General features: G+C 59.9%; 17 protein-coding genes. All 17 read right to left on the bottom strand.

Translation table 11 applies throughout. The features are described 5' to 3' along the window. Nucleotides 1-138: 138 nt before the first annotated feature. The gene (locus EV679_RS08555) at nt 139-2,391 is read right to left on the bottom strand and encodes a pilus assembly protein TadG-related protein (RefSeq protein ID WP_165390006.1); all 2,253 of its coding nucleotides are present in this window, start codon (nt 2,389-2,391) and stop codon (nt 139-141) included. A 90-nt stretch (nt 2,392-2,481) separates the two neighbouring features. Continuing rightward, a complete protein-coding gene (locus tag EV679_RS08550; RefSeq protein ID WP_068368085.1) occupies nt 2,482-3,000 on the bottom strand; it encodes a DUF3613 domain-containing protein in 519 nt (172 codons plus the stop codon). Nucleotides 3,001-3,105: 105 nt separating this feature from the next. After that, on the bottom strand, nt 3,106-4,230 hold the full coding sequence (locus EV679_RS08545; protein ID WP_130486970.1) for a tetratricopeptide repeat protein: 1,125 nt from the start codon (nt 4,228-4,230) through the stop codon (nt 3,106-3,108). After that, nucleotides 4,227-5,219, bottom strand: coding sequence for a type II secretion system F family protein (locus tag EV679_RS08540; protein WP_242611455.1), 993 nt, complete (start codon nt 5,217-5,219; stop codon nt 4,227-4,229). Before EV679_RS08540 ends, EV679_RS08545 begins: the two co-directional genes overlap by 4 nt. Nucleotides 5,220-5,236: 17 nt before the next feature. Continuing rightward, nucleotides 5,237-6,166 (bottom strand): type II secretion system F family protein, encoded by a 930-nt coding sequence (locus tag EV679_RS08535; protein ID WP_130486969.1) that lies wholly within the window; start codon nt 6,164-6,166, stop codon nt 5,237-5,239. Beyond that, nucleotides 6,166-7,476 (bottom strand): TadA family conjugal transfer-associated ATPase, encoded by a 1,311-nt coding sequence (locus EV679_RS08530; protein ID WP_372726461.1) that lies wholly within the window; start codon nt 7,474-7,476, stop codon nt 6,166-6,168. Before EV679_RS08530 ends, EV679_RS08535 begins: the two co-directional genes overlap by 1 nt. Nucleotides 7,477-7,526: 50 nt before the next feature. Further along, nucleotides 7,527-8,891 (bottom strand): P-loop NTPase family protein, encoded by a 1,365-nt coding sequence (locus EV679_RS08525; RefSeq protein WP_130486967.1) that lies wholly within the window; start codon nt 8,889-8,891, stop codon nt 7,527-7,529. A 10-nt stretch (nt 8,892-8,901) separates the two neighbouring features. Then, a complete protein-coding gene (locus EV679_RS08520) occupies nt 8,902-10,347 on the bottom strand; it encodes a type II and III secretion system protein family protein (protein ID WP_242611448.1) in 1,446 nt (481 codons plus the stop codon). Nucleotides 10,348-10,399: 52 nt separating this feature from the next. Continuing rightward, complete coding sequence (cpaB, locus tag EV679_RS08515) at nt 10,400-11,437, bottom strand: Flp pilus assembly protein CpaB (RefSeq protein WP_130486966.1); 1,038 nt, start codon at nt 11,435-11,437, stop codon at nt 10,400-10,402. 76 nt (nt 11,438-11,513) lie between these two features. After that, nucleotides 11,514-12,074 (bottom strand): TadE/TadG family type IV pilus assembly protein, encoded by a 561-nt coding sequence (locus EV679_RS08510; RefSeq protein WP_165390005.1) that lies wholly within the window; start codon nt 12,072-12,074, stop codon nt 11,514-11,516. Nucleotides 12,075-12,096: 22 nt separating this feature from the next. Then, entirely contained in the window at nt 12,097-12,603 is a 507-nt protein-coding gene (locus tag EV679_RS08505; RefSeq protein ID WP_165390004.1) for a TadE/TadG family type IV pilus assembly protein, read from the bottom strand. A gap of 168 nt (nt 12,604-12,771) precedes the next feature. Continuing rightward, a complete protein-coding gene (locus EV679_RS08500) occupies nt 12,772-13,245 on the bottom strand; it encodes an A24 family peptidase (protein ID WP_083969430.1) in 474 nt (157 codons plus the stop codon). A 51-nt stretch (nt 13,246-13,296) separates the two neighbouring features. Continuing rightward, nucleotides 13,297-13,482 (bottom strand): Flp family type IVb pilin, encoded by a 186-nt coding sequence (locus EV679_RS08495; protein ID WP_068369245.1) that lies wholly within the window; start codon nt 13,480-13,482, stop codon nt 13,297-13,299. 382 nt (nt 13,483-13,864) lie between these two features. Next, complete coding sequence (locus EV679_RS08490; RefSeq protein WP_083969431.1) at nt 13,865-14,449, bottom strand: MarR family winged helix-turn-helix transcriptional regulator; 585 nt, start codon at nt 14,447-14,449, stop codon at nt 13,865-13,867. Nucleotides 14,450-14,551: 102 nt separating this feature from the next. Further along, a complete protein-coding gene (locus EV679_RS17960; protein ID WP_130486964.1) occupies nt 14,552-16,021 on the bottom strand; it encodes a collagen-like triple helix repeat-containing protein in 1,470 nt (489 codons plus the stop codon). 360 nt (nt 16,022-16,381) lie between these two features. Next, nucleotides 16,382-18,169: a ShlB/FhaC/HecB family hemolysin secretion/activation protein gene (locus EV679_RS08480; RefSeq protein ID WP_130486963.1), complete on the bottom strand. Its 1,788-nt coding sequence runs from the start codon at nt 18,167-18,169 to the stop codon at nt 16,382-16,384. Next, a complete protein-coding gene (locus tag EV679_RS08475) occupies nt 18,159-19,298 on the bottom strand; it encodes a beta-barrel domain-containing protein (RefSeq protein ID WP_068369254.1) in 1,140 nt (379 codons plus the stop codon). The genes EV679_RS08480 and EV679_RS08475 overlap by 11 nt, the downstream gene beginning before the upstream one ends. Nucleotides 19,299-19,369: the final 71 nt, after the last annotated feature.

Raw genomic sequence — 19,369 nt, 5'->3', positions numbered from 1 at the left:
TTATCTCTCGCCTGTTCTCTACAGGCAACGACAACCTCCATTTCCTTCAACATCACAAACTGGCCTTACCGCATTAGATTATACCAAGCCATTTGAATCAGAAAAAATCTCATTAAAAACTATCCAAGAACCAATAAATCAGTACACTAATCTAATTTTTGGCTCACAATCCATCGAAATCAAATTCGTCTCCACTTGCCCCAAACGCACTCCCAGCCCATTTAACAAAGGACTCAAAACATGACTCCCTATCATATCAAGAGGCGCCTTAAGCACATCCAGAACAACACCCAATAGAACAAACAAAATATTGGGCCGACCATCTGTAGTTCCTTTTACAAGATCATTTCCTGCCAAATCATTAATGCACCCAATTTCCGAACCAGTCAAATACCCCGTGCATGGATGAAACCCCAACAAATTCCCTAAGATATCTTTCAACAGCAAATTCAACAGATCCCCAACCACACCTACAACATTCCCCACCACACCCAACAAGTTCAAATGCAACAGATCATCAACCAGACCAAGCACATTCCCCAATAAACCACCTACAAAGCCATGTAAGCCTTGGACTGAACTTTGCATCTTATTTACAACATCGCGATAGATATCACCGCGACATATCGCACTAGACACATTACACCCAACATTACGCTTAGATTCACCCCAAAATTCTGCTGCTATTTTTTTTGCCTGCTCAGAAGAAATGGCCCCTCCCGAGTTTTTGATTTGCTTGCCAACCAACAAGGCAAGCAAACCATCAACTAATTCTTTCACCGTACTGCCCAAAGCCAATGGATTGCCATATTCTGGCAGGTATTTAATTTCCCCCTCATCAAAATAAGCCGCACCAGAAACAGTGGAATACCCAGACTCGGATTTAATTGCACTAACACCCAAGTGTGAATTTAGCGATAGCAATGGCAATCCCAAAAGCTGCAAATCAATCAACTTATGATTAAAGGAATCAGGATCCGACCTCATTCTAGCCACACAGCTCAGAGCATTTGAGAACGCATTCTCCTTATCAAACTTCCCTACACACAGATCCAATACACTCGCTTCCACCGAAATCTCCGCCGATGGGAAATGATTATTTCTTGGATTCATGACACAAATCTGTTCTAGCCGGCCTGTTCCATTGACCACCTCAGCCACTATAGGTAAATCTACACCTAGCCTTATCAACCCCAACAAACTAGAAGACTTATAACATCCATCCAATAAACAAACTCTTAAAAAGGCTCTAACATTAGCACTATGCGCAGTTGTTCCAACAGGGCCGATGCCTATCGAAGGTGGTTCTATCACCCTTACTTCAGATTCAACCTTTAACAGCCCACCTAAATTTAGATTCAAATTTGGCACATGCAAGGCATGATTTTTTGATCCAACGGCAAGCACCACATTAAGAATATCCCCGACTGCCACTTCTGCATTTAAGCCCGCCGGAGAATTTCTACTTGCATCAATCAAAGCAAATAGCCCGCGACTACCAGGATCATCTGAAAACAATTTCAACGAAAGCCCTAGAGGACCCAAAGCCGGATTCTCTTCTCCCCCTGCCTCTCCCGCACCACCTAAGGAGACGAGATTTTCCAATAAACTCAACTGTCCAACAGTCAACAAACCTTTTTCATCCGCGATCTGTAGCGCAGCCTTTAAAACATCAATTCCTAATGCTGCAAGCTCTAGCCCCCCTCCTAACAATTCCTCTAGTCCGCCAACGGTTATATCTGCAGGCACCTTCACCCCGAGCGCCCCCAACAGTCCCGCTGGAGTAATCTTTATATTAGCTAAACCTCTATAATCAGCAAGACTAACACCTCGAAGATCTAAACCTACCGTGCTTAGCAAGGCAGTTAATAGCCCATCATCCAAACGTAATAGCTGTGGCCCGACGCTAAACGCAGCAACCGGCCTAACAGAAGCAGTTGCAACAGCAGCGACACTTATCTCAGAAGAACCAAAAAAAGGAAAAAAAGAAACTATATCCTTTCGATCAATAACAACCCTGATTGCATTGACCTCACTAGATCTGGCCAAGAAATGATCCTTTTCATTCACAACAGAATCAGGATCCCAAACACCACATTCAGGACTAACATCACCCCTATCTAATTTGATAATTTTTTTATTAGCAAAAAAATCATCAATTGCTTGATATGCTTGCTCTGGCGCCGAGCCACACACACCATTAGCCTCAATATACTGAGCACCACTCAATGCAGCCAGATCAGCCGCGTTCTGCAATTCCCTTTTCACATAGAACAGATAACCCAGGTTCGCTGAACCCAGTAAGATCAGGCATACGATCAATGCTGCCACCGCTGGCAAAATAATTGAACCGCGCTGGCGCCCCGGCAGCCGGCCTCTCTGCATCCACATGAAACAATCCTCAAAAACACCGCACTTCCCCCGCTGCAGGCAAACCATTCCATATTGCACGCTGCGGGGGAAATCAATCGTCCGAAAACATTAGTTGCTGCTGTTGTCTTCGACCTTTTCCTCAAACCATTCCGGAATCGGGTGAGAGAAACTGTCCACATAGCGCTGCCAGGTCAATCCGGCAGTAGCGCCCAGCGCAGGCAACGCCTGGCCCGCAATGTTGCGTCCGTTCAAGGTTCCCGTCGCCTGGGCGGCCAGCAGACTGCGTGTCACCTGACCGGTACTGACCACCTGCGGGTGTACGACAGGCGCGACCTGGACGGTGTTGCGCGTAACCGCAGGCGCCTGCACGACGGCAGGCTGCGTTGTTTCGGCGCCACGGTGGATGGCCTCCATACTGGCACGCGCGCCAGCGACATCGGATGCGCTGCCATCGTCAACGGCCTGCACGGTCACCGCGCTGGGCTGGGCCGGCACGACGACCAGGCCACGCTGGCCGAGTGCGGCCGGGGTATGCGCCATTTCGCCGGTCAACGGGCGATTCTGCGCGTGTGCTGCCGTTGCGGCCAGGCAAGTCGCCAGCAGCAAATAGCGATAAGGTTGTTTCATGAGTTGCCTCCAGTGAATCCAGTCAATCCTGCAAATGCGTCAATCAGTTGACGTAGCGGCCGTACGGACAGCTGCCACGCCGATCTGCCGGGTGTCCGGCAGATCTCATCTAAAACGTTCCAGGACGCGGCGCAGCAAACCCGCATCCATTTCATCCCGGCCCGAGGCTTGCGGCGCTTGCGCTGCCCTGCGGCTGCTATCACTGCCCGCCGCGCTCAAGGGCACGATGGCCACACGGCCGCTGTCCAATGCCGCTGCAGGTGCCGCTACGGGTGCCGCTACGGGTGCCGCTACGGGTGCCGCTGCAGGTGCCGCTGCAGGTGCCACTACGGGTGCCGCCAGCGCCTGGGTGCCGGACATTGCCGCACCGCTTTCCGGCGCCGCCGGAGCGCGTGTCACCACCGGCGCGCCAGCAACCCCGGCCACGTCCGCGGCTGGCGGCACGGCGGCCGCAAGCCCAGCATCGGAAGCCGTTGGGGATTGCCAGGCCGCGCCTTGCACCCCTTGCGCCCGTATCCTGGCGGCCTGCACCGCAATGCCTGCCTGGCTTTCTTCGGGCAGGCCTGCCCTATTCATCAGTTGCCGCGCGTCGGCCATGCGGCCTTCGAGCATCAGCAGCAAAGCCATGTTGGCCAGCACGGTGGATTCCTCGCGGCCCAATTCCAGCGCTTGCCCCAGCGGGATACGGGCCCCGGCATAATCACCCAGGTTGATGCGCGCATAGGCCAGGTCATTGAGGATTTCGGGCTGTGTCGGCGCCAGGGCCGCAGCTTCGCGGAAATGACGTTCCGCCAGGACATAGTCGCCAGCCTCTCCTGCCAGCAAGCCCAGGCCATGCAGGCCCTGCGCCCGGTTGGCGGTACGCAGCATGGCTTCGTACTCCTGGCGGCTTGCATCCGGTTGCCCCGTTTTCATCAAGGCATCGGCGCGTATCGCTTCCAGGCCGTCGATATTCCCGAAACGGCGGCGATAGTCATCCACATAGGCCAGCGCGGCAAAATAGCGTTGCTGGCTGTAATTCTGCTGTGCCAGGGTCCGCAACATGCCCGGCTCATTGGCAGCCTGCGCATTGAGTTCGGCTTCTTCCCGCGCACGCAGCTGGGCCTGCTGGTTTTGCTGTTCCTGCATCACACGCCAGGCGCTCTGGTCCCCATTACCCGCGCAGGCGGCCAGCACGGGCAGGCAGCCCAACACGCACCACCAACGCCAGGATTCGCGCTGCGCCATCATGCGCCTCCCATGCGCGACAGGCCGCGCAGTACTGCCAGGAACCCTGCTCCACCCGTCACGATCAACAAGGCAGGCAGCAAGGTCAGCACCATCACGCCGGTCATCTTCACTGTCAGCTTGCCAACCTTTTCCTTCAATCCCAGGCGGCGCTTCTCACGCAGTCGATCGGCAAACTGGGTCAGCGGTTCCTGCACTGCGCCGCCATGGCGGTCCACCTGGTCGATCAGCGCGCAGATTGCGGCCAGGTCATCGTTCCCGAAGCCCTTGGCCAGGCGCTGGAAAGATTGCTCACGCGTGCGCCCATGTGCATATTGCTCGGTGGCCAGCTGCAATTCCTGGCTCAGTACCGGCATGACCTCACGGAAATCATTGACGATCACATACAGGCTTTGGTCTATGGACAGGCCGACGCCCTGCAGCAGGCGCAGTAAATCCACCAACAGGGATAATTCATCGCCGGCAGCCAGCTTGCGGGCCTGCGCCCGGCCCGACAGCCACCATTTGGGCAGCATCCAGCCCAGGCCAAAACCGAAAAACACAATCAGCACGCCGCCCAGCAACGGGTTGCCCAGCACGGCAGGCGTGCCAATGAACAGCCAGCCCAGCAAAGGCAGCGCCAGGGCCAGCAAGGTCCGCCCGAAGACGAACAAGGCCCTGGCACGGCCCGGATTGGCAAAGCCGCAGAGGTCGATCAAGGCCTTGTCTTCGGCGGCCAGCAAGGAATCGCCAAATTTGCCCTGTTCCCAGCGCTCGCCCAGTGCAGCGGCCTCCTGCACGACATGCTGCAGGCGTTCTTCCAGTTGGGGGCGCGCACCATCGGAGACCTGCCCGGCATGCAGGGCCATGACGCGCTCGACTTCCTGGGCCCGCTTGCGGGCGCGCAGGGCACGCCCGGCCAGCCCCAGGCCCAGCGTCAGCAGGGCCAGCGCCACCAGCAAGACAGCAATGGCCAGCAGCAGATTGGGATTAACGGCTTGAATTTTTTCCAGCACTTTTGCTTACTCCATCAGACCGATTTCGCCAGGCGATATAGCCAGAACACGCCCACCGTCTGCATGACTGCGGCGCCTATCAGCATCTTGAAGCCCAGCGGGTCTTCCCACATATTCATGAACAGGTCGTTGTTCATGAACAGAATGAAGCTAGCCAGGGCAATCGGCAGCAGCCCGAGAATCCACGCCGACAGGCGCAGTTCCGCCGACATGGCCGTCATTTCCATGCGCGCCTGCTCCAGATCCCGCATGAAAGCGGCCAGGCGTTCGAGCACCTGGTCGCTACGGCCCCCGAAGCGCAAGGCCACCCCGACCACCGAGGCGGCCAGGTAGAACTCGTGCAGGTCGAACTGGCGCGCCACCTGGCGCATGGCTTCGTCCAGGTCCTTGCCCGAGCGCGACAAGGCAGCCACACGATCCAGGGCTTCGCGCAAAGGCATCTCGACATTGGCCGCCGACGACTGGAACGCTGCTCCCATGCTGTTGCCGATAGTGATCAGCCTGACCATGCCTTCCAGGAAGCCCGGCAATTGCGCCACCATGCGTTTGCGCCGTTTTTCTATGCGCCACCAGATGGAAAAGCTGAGCAGCACGCCAGACAGGATCAGGATGCCGACTGCGGCAACTGCACCGATCAGCAGCCACGCCAGCAACGCCAGTAGCAGCGGCAGGCCGATTGCGAGCAGGACAAACCCCGGGCCGCCGTTGATGCCGGCCCGCAGCAACACACTGCTGAGGTCGCCGTCACCACGCCATTGACGCGCCACTGCCGCGCCCACGGGCCCGTCAGCCAGGCTGCCTGCCTGGCGCTGGCGCAAGGCCTGCTCTACGTGCGAGGACAACTGGGCCTGCGCCTGGTTCCGCGTGCCACGCTGCCAGAGCCACAGTGCGGCAGCCAGCAGCAGGAGAGCCAAGCCTCCGATAATCAATCCTTGAACCAGCATCAGCGCCTCCTGCCCCAGAACCCGCCGCTCGGCGGCGTATCGGCGGCAGGCAGGCTGGCCTGCTGGCGTTGCCGCTGTTCTTCGCGATAGCCCGACAGTTTCGGGGTATGCGGATGAATACCCAGGCCCACCCAGCGGTCCAGTTCCGAGCCGTCCGGCCCCAATACCGTTTCGTGGCGGTACAGTTCCTGGGTGGCAATCACGTTGTCGCCCATACCGGTGACTTCCGTAATCGACAGCACACGCCGCTTGCCGCTGGGCAGCCGGCCAATCTGGATAATGAAATCGAGCGCACCGGCGATCTGGCGGCGCAAGCTGTCCTCACTGCCCTGGAAGCCCGCGAAACCAGCCAGCATTTCGATCCGGTACAGGCATTCACGCGGGGAGTTTGCGTGAATCGTGGCCATGGAACCCTCGTGACCGGTGTTCATCGCCTGCAACATGTCTATGACTTCGGCGCCACGCACCTCCCCCACCACCACGCGGTCTGGCCGCATCCGCAAGCTGTTGCGGATCAGGTCGCGGATGCTGACTTCGCCCTTGCCGTCAAAACCGCCCTGACGGGCCTCCAGTCGGCCGACATGGGGGTGGTTGAGCGACAGCTCAGCAGTATCTTCCACCGTGATGACCCGTTCCTGCGGCGGGATGAAGAATGCCAGCGCATTCAGCAATGAGGTCTTGCCGGAACTTGTCCCGCCGGATATCAGGATATTGCAGCGCTGGTGCACGGCGGCCTGCAGCAGGTTATGAATGGCCTCGTCGAAAGTCCCCAGTGCCTGCAAGTCGGACGGACGCAACGGGTCCTTGCGGAATTTGCGGATGGAAACCATGGGGCCGTCCACGGCCAGCGGCTCGATGACGACATTGAGCCGCCCGCCGTCGGGCAGGCGCGCATCCACCATCGGGCTGGATTCATCCAGACGCCGCCCCAGCGGCGCCAGGATGCGCCGGACGATGCGCAGCACGTGCGCATCATCGGTGAACGTCATGGGCTCGCGTTCCAGGCGGCCGCCACGGGATACGAACACATTGTCGTACCCGTTGATCAGGATATCTTCCACGGCCGGATCTGCCAGCAGATCTTCCAAGGGCCCGAGACCCGCCAATTCCTTGGTCAGCGCCTCGACCATCTGGCGCAACTCACCCTCGTTGACCGGCAGGCGCTTGAGCCGCGCGTAACTGGCCAATTCCAGATTGACGAACTCCTGTATGGCCTCCCGCGACCAGCGTCCGAATTCGGCGCCCAGTTCCTCAATCCGGCCCAACAGATGCTCATAGGCACCATTCTTCAGATCCTGCAAGCGCGGCATCGCCGATACATTCGTGCTCGCCGGATCGAACAGCGCATTCTTCATTGTCATCATGACTCTGCTCTACCCATGTTTCCCGTCCCTTTGGGCCGGGCCGTATCCTTGCCGCGCATGCCGGCTTTCCAGCCGGACAAACGCTGCCAAATTCCTGTTCCGTCCCGTTGGGCCACCTCGTCCTGCGGCAACAACGCCTTGCGGAACGCCTGCATCCACGGGTCCCTGGCATCCGTTTCCTCGAGCAGCAAGCCTTGCCCCTGTGCCAGCATCAACGGCGCCGTGCGTTCCGGCAAAGCGCCACGCAGGCGCAACCTGAAACGCTTGGCAATATGCTCGGCATCCAGACCGTTGCGTTCGCCATAGCGATTCAGCAACAGACTCATGCGCTCGCTGACTGCCACGCCGCGCTGCTCCAGCTCGGCGAGCAAATCGTGCAGCGCAACCAGCGAGCTGACGCCCTGGTCTGCCATCACGCAGACCTCGTCGGCCAGATGCAACAACTCCGTCAGGAAATCCAGGTTGCCCAAGCCTCCGGCGTCAACCACCAGGTAACCGAACAGTTCCATCAGGCGCCGTACCAACGCCAGGGATTCTTCCGCCGATACATGAGCCATGCGCTCCGGCTTGCGCGGCAGCGGCAGCAAGGCGACGCCACGCCTGTCCAGCGCCAGAGCGGAATCCAGCAAGGTGCGATCCAGACGGCGCAGGTTGCTGGCCGCCTCGGCAAAATCAAAGCTGCTGTGCTGGCCGGCATACAGCAACGCGTCATTCAAGGGCCAGCCCATATCGAGCAAGGCCACTCGCTGGCCGGTGGGCAAGGCCAGGATCTGGTCCTGGGTAATCGCACCGGCTTTCCCCGTCCCTTTGGCTGCACAGGCCTCGCGCCACAGCTTTTGCTGCAACAGGCCCGCCCAATGCACCGCCACCGTGGAACTCCCCACGCCAGGCCGGCTGCCCAAGACCAGCAGCAAACGGCCGCTGCGGGGCATGAGCGCCATATCCTGGCGCTGAAAGCTGACCTGCTTGAGCAGGCGCTCGGTCACCTGCCGCAACTCGACGGCATTGCCGGGATCAACGAAATCACTGACACCGGCGCGCAAGGCGGCAATGGCACTGCCGGGCGCGTCAACACTGCCCAACGCCACACGCGGTACCCCTGGCCAGCGGCTGCCGGCCAACTGCGCCAACGCTGCCGCCGCGCCCTCCTGCTGCGCCGCCAGGAAATCCAGAAACAGCAGCTGCGGCGGCACCGCTTGCAAAGCCGCTTCCAGCGCGGCCGCCTCAGGTGCGACCTGATGCACGGTGCCCAGGCCGGCCAGCAGCATTTCCAGCTCGTGCGCCAGGCCGACATCTGCCGAGCAAAGCAGCAAGGCAGGCAACGCGTCGGCAGAATGATCCCGTTCAGCAACCCCGATCATGTTCATTCCGTTAGCGCGAGAAACCCGGCAAACCCTGGCCGGTCGCGGGGCCCAGCAGGAAATAGGACCAGCCATTGATGGCCTTGTCGCCCTGCTCCTGGGTCTCACCCGGCAGCGGCAGCGCCACGCCCCTGGCAATCGGGCGCACCAGGCGCGGAGTCACCACGATGACCAGTTCGCGTTCTTTCTGCTCGTACTTCATGTTGCGGAAGAAGGTGCCGATAATGGGCAGATCACCCAGGAATGGGAATTTATCGACATTGGCCGTGGTTTCGCGCGACACCAGGCCGCTGATCACGAAACTTTCGCCGTCAGCCAGTTCCACCATGGTGTCGGCACGGCGCGTGCGGATGGCCGGGATCAAGGAATCCCCCACGGCAATGGCATTGTTGTAATCCAGGTCGCTGGCTTCCGGCGCGATCTTCAGCGCGATGCGGTCTGCCGACAAGACGGTCGGAGCCACACTCAGCCCGATGCCATAGGACTTGAATTCCACATTCTGGGTCCCCAGGGAGCCTGCCGCCGGCACCGGGATTTCACCGCCGGCCAGGAAGCTGGCGCTCTGGCCCGACAAGGCCACCAGCGTCGGCTCGGCCAGGACGCGCGCCATGCCATTGCTTTGCAGCAGATTCAGCGACGCCCCAAAATTGGTCGCACTGTAGAGCAGCGAAAAACCGTCGCCGATGACACCTGCGCTACCGGCGCTGTTGCCGCCCTGCCAATTGGTTGGCCCCTTACCTGTGACTGCATCATGACTAATGCGCCCGCCACGCCAGTTGATGCCCACTTCCTTGAGCACACTGGTGCTGACTTCCACCACCTTGACTTCGACCTGCACCACCTGATTCGGGCCGACCGTGGAAGTATCGACAATGCGGTCCGGCGCTGCACCCGCAGCCGCCACTGCGGCGGCATTGTGATGCGTCACCAAGGTATCGGAGTGGCCGCTGACGACGGCGCTGCCGCCGGAAACATCGACCTGCGCCTGCACCGGTTGTTGCCGGGTCAACAGGCTCGCATGCACGTCACTGACCACGCGCACAGGCCAGCGTTGCGGCTGCTGTTGGCCACGAGACCAGACCTGAACCGTCGTGCGGCCCGGTTGCAGGCCCTGCACGAAAACGTCGGCACGCTTGTTGGCCGACAGGATCTGCACATCCGCCACCGACGGGTCGTCAATCAGCACGCGCACCGGCACGCCAGCCACCGGCAACATCAGCTGGGAGCGTTCGGCCATCACGATTTCCTGGCCCTGGGCGGCGACCGCCACCGGACGCTGCGCCTGCTGGGCTTGCGCCTGGGCTGTCCCCGCGCAAGACAAGGCCAGCAGGGACGCTGCGGCAATCAGCCGCCATCCGCCGCCCCATGCAGCACTCAACGCCGTGTTTAGGGGACCAGCAACCATATTGCGCGCCTGAGGCATGCGCAGCCCGGTGGCCATTTCCAATGAATTCATCTCTGTTTTCCGCCTGTATCTGAAGGATTCATGAGTTGGGTTAGGCCCTGCCTCAATAACGCACCTGTTCCCGCTGGCTGCCGCGCACGACTTCGATGCTGCGCACCGGCGCCTGCGCAGCGCGTGCCGCGCGCACCTGCTGTTTCTTTTTCTCTTCCGGCTTTTCGATCTTCTCGGGTTCCGGGCCAGACAGTTGCAACAGGCTTTCACCCGCATAAGCACGGTTGGCACCCTGCTTGAGCAATTCCTTTTCTTCCGGTTTCAGGTCGGGGCGGCCTGCCAGCAGCAACTGGCGCTCGGGGAACAAGGCTGGGTCCGGACGCGCCTCGTCCTCGGGAGAACGCAGAACCAGCTGCAATTTGCCATTGCGGCTTGCCAGCAGCAGCTCATTGACCTGCTCCACCGGCACAGCCAGCACCGCCGTGCGCGGCGCAGCATTTTCCACGCTGTTACGCGGCGGGCGGCTGCTGGGCGCCGGCTTGCCACGCTGGCCCTTGCCGCCTTCCTTTTCATCCGGCAGGGGTTCGCGCTGCGGCGGACCGTCGACAGAATCAATGCCATAGGCCAGGACGCGCTGACGCGATTGCAGCAGACGCGACTGCGTGCCACCGATTTCACCGCTCTTGTTGAAAGTCAGGAAAATATCGACCAGATCGCCGGGCACGATATGTGCGGCTGGGCCGGATTGCTCGTCGACCGGCAAGGTCACCGCACGTTCACCTTCCTTGAGGTAACGCGCCAGTCCACGCATCAGCGCCTGGCTGGTGACAGGCTCGCCCGGGGCGATATCGAAACGCAGCAGTTCGCCCAGGACGGCGTCCGGCGTGTCGAAGGACGCTGCCGGTTGTGCCTGCCACTGTTCGACCACCAGGTCTTCCAGACGCAAGGGCTGGCCCGCGACCAGCGGACGCTGCGCCACGACCACCGGATACTGCGGCGGCGGTGGCGCCTGTTCCGCAGGCGCTGCCGCCAACGGGGCGCTGACAGGTTGCGCCGGTGCGCTTTCACGCGACAGCTTGAAGGCAAAGATGCCCAATATTACGGCCAGCGCAATCAGCACGACTGCCGCAATCTTGCTTAGGTTACTCATGGGAATAACGCTCCTGAGCGATGGTTTTGTATGAATTTTTCATGGGGTTCTGGCTGAGCGCCGCAGCACGCGGCTCTCAGTGGCGCCGTAAGCGCACCGTGGCGCTGGCATGCAAGGTTTGTGGAATCCAGCAGGAAGTCGTTTGGGAGGCTGTGCCCGCGTCTCCACACCCTTGCTGCCCGCCGAACACGCCTGCAAGACTGCTGAGCAAGCCGATCAATGGCCAATCCTTGGAGGCATAGCTCACGGAAACAATCAGGCAATCCGCTCCGGCCCCCGGGCATTGAGGCGAACCGGCGCGCGCCAGGCTCAACTGGTTGCTGGCCAAGGTCCAGCCATGCGCCGCTCGGGTGACGACTGTCTGGACATCGTTGACATAGCGAGGCGCCAGCGCACCTGCGCTTTCGTCCGCGTACGGCCACTGCTCCAGCGCCAGTTCCAAGGCAGCCCTGGCCCCTTCCCCCGCCGCCTGCGACAAGCGCTGCTGCACCCAGAACAGCGAGCCGTAGGAGATGACAGCAAACAGGATCACCAGAAACACCGTGATCACCAGCGCAAACTCGATGGCTGCGACGCCATGCTGGCGGCTGCGCCCGTTGAGCGAACCACGGGCCATGGTGTCACGCAGTGTGTGCATGCCTGAACAGTGCGTCCTCATGTCAGCCCCCTGCCTTCTGGCTGTCCAGCTGCACCCGCGTGCTGGCATAGCCCGCCAGCCGCTCAGGTGCAACCAATGTGATCAGCCCCATGCTCAAGTCGGGCGCCAGCGGCGATTTTTGCCAATCATAGGAAACCACGACCTCGAGCTGACTGGGCTGGAGCACTGTTGATTGCGGGCAGCTGCCATGGGCGGTGCCTGCCAGTTTTTGCAATTGCCCCGCACCGCCTGGCACCAGCCCGCAGATGGCGATATTCAACGGATCATCAGCCCCGGTGCCGCGCTCTTGCAGCCAGGCCAGCGTTTCGGCGGAATCCAGCATGGCCAGCGCATTCTGCGCGCGCGCCTGCAGCTCGTCGCCCGCCACCGTGCCCGGCCAGCGCAAGGCATAGCGTGCGACATCCTGGGCTGCCAGGTTCAGGCTCTGCTGGGTAACATAAATCAAGCCATACACAATGATGCCGTACAGCACCATGAAGAACATCACGAACGTGAATGCAAATTCCACGGCATAGGCGCCGCATTGTTTTCTTGCACCTGCCCCCGGCAAGCAGGACCTCGGGCGGCAGCCGGCGCCTGGTTCTCCCGCTGCCGCCAATGCACGCCCGGCGTACTTGCCTGAGTGACAGGACTGCCGGACTGACGACATCGAATACTGCCGCATGTTTAATTACCTTTATTCCAATAACTTCCAGATCAGCCAGACAATAGCGCTAAGCGCGATGTAGCCAGCATAAGGAACACCCAAACATTTCTTATTCTTATATTTATCTTCTATGCGAACCCTCAGAACTTGAATTAATGCATGAGGGCCCGCTAAAAGTCCAGACATCAATACGATCAATACTGAAGATTGCCAGCCCAACAAAAAACCCAACACAGCAATAAACTTAACATCACCGGCACCCATAATCCGCACCAACCAAAATGGATAAAAAAACAGCATCCCTCCAAGCAAGCCAAATAGGCAGTCATTTAAACTCAAAAAATCCGCCTTCAGCTTGAAAACCTCACAAACAAGCAAAAATAGAAATTGCACAAAAAAAACAAAAAACATCAAGCGATTTGAAACTTTTCTATATCTGAAATCACCATAAGAAACCAACAAAAAAATAAGAAATACTGAGAAAATCCAGAATATATTCAACATATTCGAAAGTGCCCCATCAGAAAATGACGAGGCACCAACAAACCTAAAATATTAATTTATTTTTCCTGCTGTATCGCTAAGCTTGCTACCAATATTAGTAAACAACTCATTTAAGCCATCACCAAATAGAACAAATGCCGCAATAATAAGCACAGCCACCAGCCCCGCAATCAGGCCATACTCGATAGCCGTTGCGCCATCTTCATCTTTCAGGAAACGAACGATTTGCTCTTTCATAGCTTGCTCCAATTGAAAAGCATAAAAATACACATGCACCCACCCGTTCAAGGGATGGACTCAGGCATGAACGGTTCCAATGCCATCATTGCAAAATAATGACTTCAGCAATGATGGCATTGCGGTATCTGCACACGCGCATACACCCGCATGCCGTTCACATGAGGATTTTGCGATATTTCCCAGCGCATATGTAGCAAATTTTCGGATATTCCAAAATTTTTGAATATCTATATCGCAACGCAAATATTAGAATCGCAACCAATATTTAAAGCGCTTGCAAGAAAACATTCATTTAGCGGTCAAAACGACAGGAAAACATCAGAAAAATCAAATAGCTTCGAATTTCACTGAATTAACAATAACCAGCCTAGGAATACTCCTATTCCATATCCGGAATGTTCAGCCACTGGGCAGCATCCTGCTTCAGGGCTTCCATGCTGTCGCGCAACATGCTTTGCATCATGCGCACCGCCCCTTCGCCGTAGTTGTCCAGCAGACGGCGATTCAGTTCCGCCACGGCGCGGGAACGGTTTTTCAATACTTCGGAGCAGCGCGTCATGACCGGCATGAGCAACACCACGCGGCGATCCAGCGGATGGCGGGCGCGGGTGATGTAGCCAGTGCGCTCCAGGCGGTCCGCCATGGCAGCTGCGCCGCCGTAGCTGATGCCCATCAGCTGGGCCAGCTGGCCGGCTGCCAGGCCATCAAAGGCAACGATGTATTCCAGGGCCGAGAAATCTGCCTGGGGCAGCCCGGCACGCTCTGCCTGCGCTGCCTGGGCTGCACGGCCATACACGCCCATCTGCATGGCAAGTGCAGCCGTCATGCCAAGCAGGAAGTCCGTATCCTGCGTTTGCGCCGGCATCACCGAGCGCATGACGCCGTTGGAAGAATGCCTGAGAAAGCGCTCGCCACCGGTAACGTTGGCCCGCTCCATCGAAATAGATTCATTCACCGCATACATAGTCAACTTCCTGCTTCCGGGCCCGGCACAATGGCAAGGCACCTGTTTTTTACCGAGATGGCATGGCGTCCCTCGGACGCCATGCACCGAGTTGCCCGCGACTTAGCGAGCGCCACCCAGGCCGCCAGTCAGGCCGCCCAGCAAACCACCGACCAAACCAGTCACCGGCGCCAGCAGGCCACCGTTTTGCTGACCAGCTTCACCATTGCCAGCCTGGCCACCCAGGCCGCCCAGCAGACCGCCGACCAGGCCGGTCACGGGCGACAGCAAGCCGCCGCCACCTTCGCCGCCACCCAAGCCGAGATCGCCCAGACCCAGGCCTTCCGTCAGGGAAGCCACGGCGCCCGTGGCATTGCCCAGGATGGCACCCAGCGGGTTGCCGGCATCAGGATGATTCGGATTGAGCAAGGCACCCACGCTGGAGACCGTGTCGCCCAGGCCGCTGACCAGGCCACCCACACCAGCGATGGGCAGCGTGCCGCCCAGTTGGTCACCCAGGCTGCTGACCACGCCACCCAGCTGCGTCGTCACGCCGTCCACCGTCGCACCCAGGCCGGTCGCACCGCCCAATTGCTGCGTCAGGCCGGTCACCGTGCCCAGCACCGGGCTGACCACGCCATCCAGGGTTTCGCCAACGCTTGCCAGGGTGGGCGACAGGCCCAGCGGCAGGACGTTGTCGAGCGCCTGCCCGGTATTGCCCAGCGCAGTCACGAGAATGGGGGCCGCTTCGCCGCCGCCGATACCGCCCAGCAGGCCACCGTCGCCACCCAGCAGACCGCCAAGCAAGCCGCCTTCACCGCCACCGCCCAGCAAACCGCCAACCAGGCCGGTTACCGGCGCGAGCAGGCCACCGTCGCCGCCACCCAGACCGCCCAGCAGGCCACCACCCTCACCGCCCAGCAAGCCGCCAACCAGGCCAGTCACCGGTGCCAGCAGGCCGCCTTCGGCATTGCCGCCAGCCAGGCCACCCAGATTCAGCAGACCACCCGAACCCAGGCTGCCAGTCAGTTCGCCGACACCTTGCGTGGCGTGATTCAGCACCTGCCCCACCGGCTGGCCGCCATTGGCGGTCTTGGCATCCAGCAGACCGCCGGCGCTACCAACAGCGCGGCCGGTCTCGCTGACCAGACCGCCCACTCCTTGGCCCAGGCCCAGCGGCAGATTGACTTCCTGCACGCGATCGCCTAGTGCAGTAACCGTTTCCCCCAGATTGCCGGTCAGGCCGCTGACTGCGCCGCCCAGGCCGGTTGCCGCACCCACTTGCTGGGTCACGCCGGTGACTTGCGACACCACCGGTGCGGCGACACCATCCAGCGACTGACCCACGCCACCGAGCGTCGGTGCCAGACCAAGATTGGCCAGGTTATCGACAGCGGCGCCAGTGTTGCTCAACGCGGTTTCCAGAACCGCCTGGTTACCCGGCGTCAAGTCCATTTGCGTGGTCAGGGTCAACTGGCTGCTGACAGCCTGGGCTTGCGCTGCCGCCATCAGCAGCATGGCCGCCAGCGTCAGGCGGCTGCCGATGTGGCGGCTGAAGCGCACGCGCTTGGCTGCCAGGGGTTGGTTCTGCATGTTTTTTCTCCTAATTCAGGTCATCAAAAAGTTACCTGCCGTGCTTCCGACGACGCTTGCGGATCCCCGCGAGCCCCCTGTCGAGCGGAAGCGGCCCGATGGCTTCAGCCATTCGATGACGGTTATTAAGCAAAAACCGTGCCAAATTTCAGATAAATACGTTTGAAAAGTATTGAAAAATTTTAGAAATCCTTTTTTTTCTTTTAAAACAACAAGATGAGCGAAACCCATGTCACAAATGAAACCGGCGACCTGTGCTGAACACAGGTCGCCGGTCGTTTTTTGACTGGATCGAAGGTAACGTTTCCGGGTTTATGTTCCCGTTGTTACGTTACAGACGTAACGTTTTTCTAACGATTCTCACCATCCCCGGTAAAACAGGGAATAGCTGGCATTGAAGCGCCAACTGTCTTCCGCAACGGTGGGATTCACATCGCGCAATGGCCGCGCCAGGTTGAAATTCAGCAAATATCGCCGTTGATCCGTTACGCGCACGCCCACCCAGGCTGATGCAATGGCCTGTCGGCCGATAAGTTCGCCGCGCAAACCGTTGTACCAGGCTGCCGCGTAATCCACGCCTATATAAGGGATCACATCGGACAGGCCGCTCCAGCCTGTCTGCAATCTGTGGCTGAGCTCCGCTTCCAGACCCAGCCCCTTGTCTCCGCCGATGGCGCCTTGTTCATAGCCCATGCCGTAACGCCATTTCCCGAACGACACCTGCTCGGTGCTTGGCAGGCGCTGACTGCTGTATTGCAACAATGCGCCCAGGCGCAACTGGGTGCGCGGCGCCAGCGGCAGCGTTTCGCTGGCATTGAGCTTGATGTTCAGATAGTCCAGTTCGGCAGCCTGCGCGGCGACCTCCCGATACATGTTCTGCGTCGCAGCCGGCCCGAGCAAGGCCGCCAGCAATGGCGAAAACGAGTAGTCGGTGCGGGCCCCCATGCCCTTCCAGCCTTTGGTGAGCCCCAGGGTAAAACGATGTTGCGAACGCCACGGACCGTTACCAGAATAGGTCATTTCCGCATAAGCCGCGCGACTGCGCGTCCGCTGGTCGATGGCCAGCTGGCCGGGAAGGATGTCGCGCAGCTGCCAGCGTTCGTTGCTATCCATGGCCTGCATCCCGGCACGCCACTGCCAGAAATGGCCGGAGGGGCCGGCGGCGTCATAGCGCAAGCCGGTCGCCAGGCGCTGGTTCTTGATTCGGCGCTGAAACGTCAGGGCACCTTCTTCCAGCGGACGTGCCTCATAATGATATCCCTCGCCTTCCCAACTGAGGCCGGCATCGTTCAAGGGCAACTCTATGGCGCCACGGACATAGCGCACATCCTCGTGTTCCAGCGGCACTGACGCGGCGACCGAGATTTTTTCGCCCAACGCAGTTGAACTGTTCAGCGTGGCGCCCACCAAGGGCTGATTGCCGGTTCCCATATCGCTGAGGGTTGCCGTCGCTGTAATGCCTTCGCGGCTGGCTTCTATGACCATTGCCGTAGCGCCATCGGCACGCCTGGGCCAATCCAGCCTGGGTACGATGCTGATGCCGGGCGTGGTACGCATCAGATTGAGCACGCCATCCAGTGTTTCGCGCCGCAGCGGCCGCTCTTCGGTCAGCTTCAGCGCCAGGCGGTCCAGGCGCTCCTGCACCGGGCCGACATCCCCGGTAAACACTACCTGCGCCACATACCCTTCCACCACCGTGACCTTCACGATGCCATCCTTGAAGCCCTGGTTCTGCAACAAGGCATAGGACAGCGCAAAACCGCGCTGCTGGTAGAGCTGGGTAATGGCGTTGACTTCCCTGACAAGACCGGCGACCGTCGTCTCCTTGCCCGCCAACGGTTCGAACAAGGCCACCACTTCATCAAAGGGCACTGCCGTCACCCCTTCGACGACGAAGCTGCGCGGCACCAACCGCTGCGCCAGCACGGCAGCCGTTTCCGTCGCACCAGGCCGCTGACTGCCAGGCGCGATGCTGCCGGCCTGCTGAGGCACAACCGGCTGGCGCAGTTCCGGCACGGCATCCACGGGATTGCCTCGCAATGACTGGGCCCCCGCGCTGGCAACCGCCATCAATGCCAGCACCACACCACTTCCAAGCGCCCACCGGCCCCTTATGTCCAGTACGCCCGGCCCATGCTCAACGTTCACGCAATGCCTCCCTGGCCCTGTTCAAGGGCTTGATCAGATAATCCAGAATACTTTTGCTGCCGGTGCGGATATCGACACTCGCGATCATGCCTGGCACGATGGGGAACTGCGTCCCGGCCTTGTTCACCAACGCATCGCTGTCGGTCAGGATGAACACGCGGTAATAGAAAACATCAGGTTTGACTTCGTCGCGTATGGTGTCCGGCGAAATCGTGACGACCTTGCCGGGCAGGCCACCGTAGATGGCGTAGTCGTAGGCCGTGATCTTCACCATGGCAGCCTGGCCGGGATGGATGAACGCGATGTCGCGCGGCGCGATCCGGGCCTCGACCAGCAGTTGCTCGCCCAGCGGCACGATTTCCATCAGGCGGCCGTTGGGCGGCACGACGCCGCCGATGGTGGTGACTTCCACATCCTTGACCACGCCGCGCACCGGGGAGCGATGCGTCAGGCGTTCCAGCACGTCCGAGCGCCCCTTGACGACCGACGACAGGGCTTCGACCTCGGCATTGGCCCGCGCCAGTTCTTCCCGTGCCTGCACCATGTAGCTGGATTCAGCTTCGTCCAGCTTGAGCTGCAGTTCCGCGCGCTGCCGTTGCAGCCGGATCAACTCGACATTGCTGGCTGCCCCCTCTTCAACCAGCCGGGAAGTAATACCCAGCTCCCGGTTCACCAGTTCAAGGGAGCGCTTCAGGCCGTTCACCGACTGCCGCAAGCCTTCACGCCGGGACCGGAACAAACGGGTTTCCGCATTGCGCAGCGTTTGCCAGTCCTTCAGTTCCGGCGGAAAACGGATCTCTCCGGCACCGGAAACTTCGGCCTGCAGGCGTGCGGAGCTGGCCAGCGCCGCACGGTACCGGGCAGCGCTTTCTTCCACATTGGAAGCAGATTGAGTCGGGTCCAGGCGCGCCAGCACCTGTCCTTTTTCGACAATATCGCCCTCTGCCACCAGCAGTTCGGTAACGATGCCGCCTTCCAGCGATTGCACGACCTGTTCGCGCGAGATCGGGACCACCCGGCCGCTACCTGAGGAAACCTCATCGACCTCGAACCACCAGGCCCACACCAGGAACAACAGGAGGATCAGCACCAGCGCCTGTACCAGCCGCCGTGCGCGCCGCAACGGCATTTCCCGCTGCGCCAGCTCATCGTGCAAGGCGGCCAGGCCATTGCCTGCAGATGCCGTACGCCCGGGCTGCC

This window comes from Kerstersia gyiorum, from assembly GCF_004216755.1.
In the GTDB taxonomy this organism is placed as follows: domain Bacteria; phylum Pseudomonadota; class Gammaproteobacteria; order Burkholderiales; family Burkholderiaceae_B; genus Kerstersia; species Kerstersia gyiorum.
The sequence above is the reverse complement of the archived record's forward strand: the minus strand, read 5'-3'. Positions and strand labels throughout refer to the sequence as shown.

Coding starts and splice junctions, on each gene's coding strand:
- EV679_RS08550 (WP_068368085.1), bottom strand. CDS start 3,000: ATGAAACAACCTTATCGCTATTTGCTGCTGGCGACTTGCCTGGCCGCA.
- EV679_RS08545 (WP_130486970.1), bottom strand. CDS start 4,230: ATGATGGCGCAGCGCGAATCCTGGCGTTGGTGGTGCGTGTTGGGCTGC.
- EV679_RS08490 (WP_083969431.1), bottom strand. CDS start 14,449: ATGTATGCGGTGAATGAATCTATTTCGATGGAGCGGGCCAACGTTACC.
- EV679_RS08495 (WP_068369245.1), bottom strand. CDS start 13,482: ATGAAAGAGCAAATCGTTCGTTTCCTGAAAGATGAAGATGGCGCAACG.
- EV679_RS08530 (WP_372726461.1), bottom strand. CDS start 7,476: ATGCCGCGCTTGCAGGATCTGAAGAATGGTGCCTATGAGCATCTGTTG.
- EV679_RS08510 (WP_165390005.1), bottom strand. CDS start 12,074: ATGCACACACTGCGTGACACCATGGCCCGTGGTTCGCTCAACGGGCGC.
- EV679_RS08525 (WP_130486967.1), bottom strand. CDS start 8,891: ATGATCGGGGTTGCTGAACGGGATCATTCTGCCGACGCGTTGCCTGCC.
- EV679_RS08500 (WP_083969430.1), bottom strand. CDS start 13,245: ATGTTGAATATATTCTGGATTTTCTCAGTATTTCTTATTTTTTTGTTG.
- EV679_RS08535 (WP_130486969.1), bottom strand. CDS start 6,166: ATGCTGGTTCAAGGATTGATTATCGGAGGCTTGGCTCTCCTGCTGCTG.
- EV679_RS08475 (WP_068369254.1), bottom strand. CDS start 19,298: ATGCCGTTGCGGCGCGCACGGCGGCTGGTACAGGCGCTGGTGCTGATC.
- EV679_RS08520 (WP_242611448.1), bottom strand. CDS start 10,347: ATGAATTCATTGGAAATGGCCACCGGGCTGCGCATGCCTCAGGCGCGC.
- EV679_RS17960 (WP_130486964.1), bottom strand. CDS start 16,021: ATGCAGAACCAACCCCTGGCAGCCAAGCGCGTGCGCTTCAGCCGCCAC.
- EV679_RS08555 (WP_165390006.1), bottom strand. CDS start 2,391: ATGTGGATGCAGAGAGGCCGGCTGCCGGGGCGCCAGCGCGGTTCAATT.
- cpaB (WP_130486966.1), bottom strand. CDS start 11,437: ATGAGTAACCTAAGCAAGATTGCGGCAGTCGTGCTGATTGCGCTGGCC.